The organism is Neochlamydia sp. EPS4, assembly GCF_000813665.1.
GTDB lineage: Bacteria > Chlamydiota > Chlamydiia > Chlamydiales > Parachlamydiaceae > Neochlamydia.
The window spans coordinates 1-5836 of sequence record NZ_JSDQ01000102.1 but is presented as its reverse complement, the minus strand read 5'-3'; the positions used below and the strand labels follow the sequence as shown (position 1 = coordinate 5836).

Annotated in this window: 4 protein-coding genes and 1 rRNA gene; 2 read left to right on the top strand and 3 right to left on the bottom strand. The window is 37.0% G+C overall.

Going from position 1 to position 5836, the window contains the following annotated elements; genetic code table 11:
• Positions 1-13: 13 nt before the first annotated feature.
• Positions 14-128: ribosomal RNA gene (gene rrf, locus DB42_RS10020) — 5S ribosomal RNA — on the top strand.
• A 154-nt stretch (positions 129-282) separates the two neighbouring features.
• On the opposite strand, the gene DB42_RS10015 is transcribed toward rrf, so the two are convergent.
• A complete protein-coding gene (locus tag DB42_RS10015; RefSeq protein WP_044882841.1) occupies positions 283-2316 on the bottom strand; it encodes a RhoGEF domain-containing protein in 2034 nt (677 codons plus the stop codon).
• A 273-nt stretch (positions 2317-2589) separates the two neighbouring features.
• Between DB42_RS10015 and DB42_RS10010 the strand changes: the two genes are divergently transcribed.
• Positions 2590-3777 carry a glycosyltransferase gene (locus tag DB42_RS10010; protein WP_044882840.1) on the top strand — a complete coding sequence of 396 codons (1188 nt, stop codon included), beginning with the start codon at positions 2590-2592 and terminating at the stop codon, positions 3775-3777.
• Positions 3778-3795: 18 nt separating this feature from the next.
• On the opposite strand, the gene DB42_RS10005 is transcribed toward DB42_RS10010, so the two are convergent.
• Both DB42_RS10005 and DB42_RS10000 read right to left on the bottom strand, forming a co-directional pair.
• Complete coding sequence (locus DB42_RS10005) at positions 3796-4494, bottom strand: 16S rRNA (uracil(1498)-N(3))-methyltransferase (RefSeq protein WP_044882839.1); 699 nt, start codon at positions 4492-4494, stop codon at positions 3796-3798.
• 2 nt (positions 4495-4496) lie between these two features.
• Positions 4497-5747: a YbbR-like domain-containing protein gene (locus DB42_RS10000; RefSeq protein WP_044882838.1), complete on the bottom strand. Its 1251-nt coding sequence runs from the start codon at positions 5745-5747 to the stop codon at positions 4497-4499.
• Positions 5748-5836 lie beyond the last annotated feature (89 nt).

Genomic DNA, 5836 nt, shown 5'->3' with positions numbered 1-5836 from the left:
AAAAACAATTTTGCTTGGTGGCAATAGAGAGAGGGAAATACCTGATCCCATACCGAACTCAGAAGTCAAGCCTCTTATCGCCGATGGTACTGCACACAAGAGTGTGGGAGAGTAGGTCGCCGCCAAGCTTTTTTTTTTACTTAATTATCGCTTCCAAAAGCTCTTCTGTCCTCCTATTAGCCTATCTTGCTTTATTCCACCTTTTTTTCTTTATCATTCTAGCTTTTTTTTAAATCCATATAGTTGAGCTGTTTACCTCTTTTTCTTTTTTAATCTTGCCTATTATAAAGTGGGCGTTAATGAATTGATAAAGTTTATCTGTGCTTTTATGTTTGTTCCTAAGGCAGCAAGTGCTTGTGCTTCTCTTAAGTTTTGATCGCCACTTCTTTTGCTTACTTCTTTCATTAGCATCTCTAAGCGAGGAAGCCTTTGCACAGGACCTATAAATATAGAGCCTAAATTGACATAAGGAGGATGATTGTCAAACCCTTGCAGGATACTCTTTCCTTCTGGTGTTTTGGAAATTTTTGTTATCACCTGATTGAGTTGAATATTTTTAATGACTAGTATTCCTGTGGACTTTATATAATCTTCTAAATTGCTTTCAGAAAAAATAGTAGTCAGAGCTTCTAAAGGATTTCCTGAGTCTTTTTGCATAGCCTCAAGTTGTCCAATCAAGGATTCAGATTGCTTGGCTAGCTCTTGCCATCCTTGTGTTAGAATAGCATGTTCCTCTTCTGCGATAACCTTATGATCCAATAGTTTTTGGAAAACGTTATATTCAGAAGAATGAGGGAGTAACAAACGAATGTTCTTAAGATAACTTTTCTCGGTAGTAATAAGTTCATTTATTACCTGGTCTAATTTTGAATTGAGTGGCACAGGGTTAAAATTTAAAGCCTGTGTTTGGCTGAGATGCGTATTAGAAGTAGAGCTGGTAGAATTTTTGTATTGAGCAATAGCTACGCTGAAAGTCAAATCTTTAATAAACTGTAATACGGCTTTTTCGTCATATTTGTCGCTAGCCGTTAAGCGCGCAAACTGGCCTTCTAATTTTTTACCCATTTCAGGATCATTGTCATTAATTTTTGCTAGCGAATGATTAACAATCATGTGGGCTATAGAAGGTGAATTCATAATCAATTTTTCACCATAGGAACTTTGAATAAAATTATTATATAACTTTCTTATATCTAAAGGTTCTCCTGAGCCATTAGGAATAAGGGGATCATAGCCATTACGGAGGGTTGAATCTATTGTAGCTAATATTTTTGATAAGGCCGCTTGGCTCTTTTTACTGCGGTCTTGGTTAAAAAAGCTTCCTAAGCTTAGAATGCGCCTTTTTGCAATTTGAATTGCCCCATTAGATTTAAGAGTAAGGCCTTTGTTTTCATCATTTAATTCTTCTAAAAGCTTAGCAAATTTTTTAAAGATTGCTTGGTCTTCTTCTGATATAACTTTCTTCTTATCGCTAGGTGGCAAAGTCTCTTCTTTATTGATTTCAGATTGATCTGCCTGTGTGAGAATTTTACCTGTTGGATTTTCTAATTCTCCTGTAGTTTGTAAATCTAAAGCGAGTAATTCCTCTTCGAACGTATGGAATGTTTTTTCTTCTTCTACACCTAGTGAGGTAAAGGATTTATCTGCTTCCTGAGAAGCTGTTTCAGTTATTTTTTCCTTCTGAGAAGAATCTGCTCGGGAGGGAAGGGGAGGGAGGGGTCTAAAAACTCTTTCTTGTTTTTGCATTTCGCTGGTTACCTGCTTTTTAATATTTTCTGAATACATCGCTGTAAAAGCAGGCCCCATGCTTCCAGCTTTTTTGTCTAATTTTCCCTGTTTATTCCATGCCTGTACAGTTTTTTCGTACAATTCTTTTTGCTTTATTAAACGCTTTAAGCCCGGTTTATCTCCTCTCTCACTTAGCAGCTTTTCAAGGGTATTAAAATATTTAGAATCGACTTTATTAGTTTTTTGATTTGCATAATGTTTAGTCGCTGTTAATAAGTTGCTTTCAGCCGTACGCTCAAAGCTCACTTGCTTGAGTTCTTTTTCTTTTCCTAAGCCCAATCCTATGGCTAAGCTAGCTGCTTTTTTAATTTTTTCCGAACTAAAAGAAGCTAAACGTTTTTGCTGATCTTCAGGAGATTTGCAATCAGCAAGTGAGACCACAAATTTTAGTTTAATTCCTTGAAGCTTAATATCTTTAATAGCTGATTTGCCATCAGCCGCTAAGGTAAAACCATTGAGTTTAGGAGGAATATCATGTTGAGAAGATGCCATAGGGTTTAACAATTTAGAGAATATGGGAACTGACATAGAATTTCTCCCTACTTAATTATATCTTATATATAAATCTATTTATAGTTATAATTATATTATTAATTATATAATCATTAATATTAAAATTTTTATTTTTTAATTTATTAAATAAAGCCAGGTTTGAATGGCTATGATTTATTTTTTAATGAAGGAGTAGCAGGAAGTATGCCAAGTAAAGGAGGGTTAGAAAGGAAATGATGAAATAGGTAGATTATAGGTGAAAAATATTGCAGGTTATAGCAAGTTAAGAATAATGGGAGAGTATCTTATATGCATATCGCCTTTCTTTCTAACTATAACCTTTACGAATCTAAACGCTACTTTTGTGCCCGTTTTGCCGAAGCTTTTAATCGTCTAGGCATTGAAACAAGCATCATCGATTATCATACGTTGCAGCAGCAGCGCATAGAATTTATAAGAGCAAGTAATCCGCAGGAAACCGTTTTTACCTGCTCATTTAATTCCATGATTTCAGAGGATGGCAAATATATTTCAGATCATACGGGCGTTCCTCATCTCGCCTTCTTTGTCGATCCTGCCTATAATTATAGAGATGTACTTAAAAGTAAAAATACTATCATTACCTGTGTAGACCAGGGGGATTGCGAATATATTTATTCTAAAAATTTTTCGAAAACTTTTTTTCTTGCCCATGCTGTAGAAAGGGAATTGGAACCTGCCATGAATCAAGAAAGGCCCTATGAGGTGGTCTTTTTAGGCAGCTGTTATGATCATGAAAACTTGCGTGCTTACTGGCGGCAGACAATGGAAAAAAATGATATAGAAATCATAGAAAAGGCGATTGAAATAGTGTTAAGCGACAATAAGACTGCCGTTTATCCAGCGATTAAAAAAATAGTGCAAGAGGAAGCCTGTTCTTGTGAAAATGAGAGCGAATTAGAAGATAAAATTATTCATTATGCTTATTATGTCGATAACTATATGCGAGGAAAAGATCGTACAGAGCTTATTCTCTCTATAAAAAATGCGCAGGTACATGTCTTTGGAGATCTTTGTTGGCGTCGTGAAAAGCCCATATTAGGATGGGAATATAGCCTAAGAACCATGCAAAATGTGACCATTCATCCGGCCGTTAATTATGAAAAAGGCCTAGAGATCCTTAAGCAAAGCAAAATATGCTTAAATAGTATGCCTTTTTTTAAAAATGGTACGCATGAACGAATTTTTAACGGCTTGGCTTGCGGAGCTCTACCTATTACCAGTGATAATCTATGGATCAGAAGAAATTTTGAACATGAAGAAAACATTCTTATCTATTCGCCGCATAAATGGGCGGAGGTCGACGCCTGGGTAGAAGAATATTTGAAAAAACCTTTAAAACGTAAAGAAGTTATCGCTAAAGGACGTGAAAAAGTGATGAAGGAACATACTTGGGATGTACGAGTGCAACAGCTATTTGATGGCTTTGAAAACCTCCCTCAGATAGAGGAAGGATAAGGAATACCTGTGGGAGCCCTATTGGCTCATAATGCTTAAAGCAACCAAAGCAGCGGTATCGGTGCGCAAGATATTGGGATGAAGCTTCACACCCTGAGCACCCATTTGCCCTAACCGTTCAATTTCAGCTGCAGTAAAGCCCGCTTCAGGGCCTATAAAAAAAAGGGCCTCTTTTCCAGGAGAATGAATGTGCCAAAAGAAAGGGGCTGTCTCTCGTACATCTCCAAAGAAAGCAGGGGTTTTTAATAGGTCCCATTGATGAAGTGCAGGCTTAATGACTAATGACGGAAGGTAGAGACGCCCACATTGCTTCATAGCGGCAATCATTAAACTTTCCATGCGTTTCAATTGATGCTCATTAAGAGATTTTCGTTCACTATTTTGGCCGGGAAATAGCCAGATTTGAGTAGCTCCCAATTCAGTGCTTTTTTCAATAATAAAATCTAAGCGATTAAGCCGAGGTAATCCTTGGGCTAGAATTAATTCAGAGCTAGTTTTTTCTTGCTGAATGAAAGACTCAATAATGAATGTAGCCTGTTTTTTCTCCCGCTGCTTTAAAACTCCTATCGCAAGAGTTCCTGCGCCATTAACAAATTCAGCTTGTTCACCTTCTTCTAAGCGCATGACATGCGCTAGATGATGAAATTCATTCCCCTCTAAGATAACTTCCTGGCCAGCCTGTAGCCTGGAGCAAAAATAAAAACGTGTGGAAGGCATAATTAGCTTTTGACCTTAATAAATTTGTCTTCCCAATAGCTGTCAATCTGTAACTTTTGGTCGGGGGAGGAGTATAAAGTTAATTTTTGTAAATAATCGCGGAAACGTTTGCGCAGCAAGGTTTCTTGGTGTTGAGGGGAGAGAGCAATATCGGGGTTATACAGAGATTTTAGCAGATCGCCCATGAAATAGGCGACATAGGTATTTTCTAAATCTTCAGCAGCTACAACCTCCAAACTCCACAGTAACGTTTCTCGCTCATTTTTGGGGGCCGCACTAATAACAATTTCCATATTAGGTTTGATAATCTCCACAAACAAGCTACTGACATTTTTGGTGAATATTTTTTGATTAAAAATGGTGGCCCCATGCCTTTCTTTTACTTTATCACTGATTGCTAAAGTGCACGTTTGAGGATTAATCTCTTCTAAGCTTTTTAAAGGATAAAATATGCGAATGGGAATTTCTTTATCGATGGGAATAAATTCATTTCTTAAAAAATCGAGGCGTAAATGTTGAGCTTCCGGGTCATTAATTTCTTCTAAACTATTATTATGAAAAGGAATAGCCACTTCTTTCCAATGATTAGGAATGTGGAAGCTAATTTCATCATTTTGGGCATTCAGATGAGCACTGTGAATAGCATCCAATTCTGCTTTAGTAATTTCATTTAAGTCAAAGACAACTTCTAAGCCACGTATTTTCAAGCTCTGGATAGCCTCTTCAGGACCGCTTAGCGTTTGCATAAGCTTTTGAGGCCATATATCGAGAAGTTCATAGCCAGGAGGGCTGTTTCCAATCGGAGGGAGAATGGTAATAGGTATTTTTGCCGTGATAAGGCGACTCATTTTAATAATAAACTCAGGATGCTCGACATTAGAGATGCTATGGGCAAGATCAATATCAGGACTTAAGCTAATTAAATTTTTTTTAGTAATGAGAAGCACCCACTCGTCTCGATCAATGCTTGAGGAGTCTATTAAGACTTCTAAATCACCTGGCTCTAATTCACGAATAACATTTTTTCTACCGCTTAAAGTGAGAGCAATGCGTTTATTTAAAATACCATTAGGTAATAAACCCTGAATCGTCTTATCAGCGGGCAAATTAATAATTCTTATGGGTACGCCCAAGATCGTTTTGGTGGCAGTTATAGAATAGTTTACGCATAGCCATAGGATAACTGCTAATGCAACCGCTACTATTTTACGTTGCCAATTCTCTAAAAATATCTTATAAATTAACGTTTCCATGTTTTTAAGCGTCCTATCGCATCAAAGCTGGATTGAATAGTAGTCTTGGGAGGAGTGAATATGCTACGCATAATGCCTTTAAAACGATC

What these genes read in the sequence shown, in the direction of transcription:
- DB42_RS10015 (WP_044882841.1), bottom strand. Translation starts at nt 2,316, where the DNA reads ATGTCAGTTCCCATATTCTCTAAATTGTTAAACCCTATGGCATCTTCT.
- DB42_RS10010 (WP_044882840.1), top strand. Translation starts at nt 2,590, where the DNA reads ATGCATATCGCCTTTCTTTCTAACTATAACCTTTACGAATCTAAACGC.
- DB42_RS10005 (WP_044882839.1), bottom strand. Translation starts at nt 4,494, where the DNA reads ATGCCTTCCACACGTTTTTATTTTTGCTCCAGGCTACAGGCTGGCCAG.
- DB42_RS10000 (WP_044882838.1), bottom strand. Translation starts at nt 5,747, where the DNA reads ATGGAAACGTTAATTTATAAGATATTTTTAGAGAATTGGCAACGTAAA.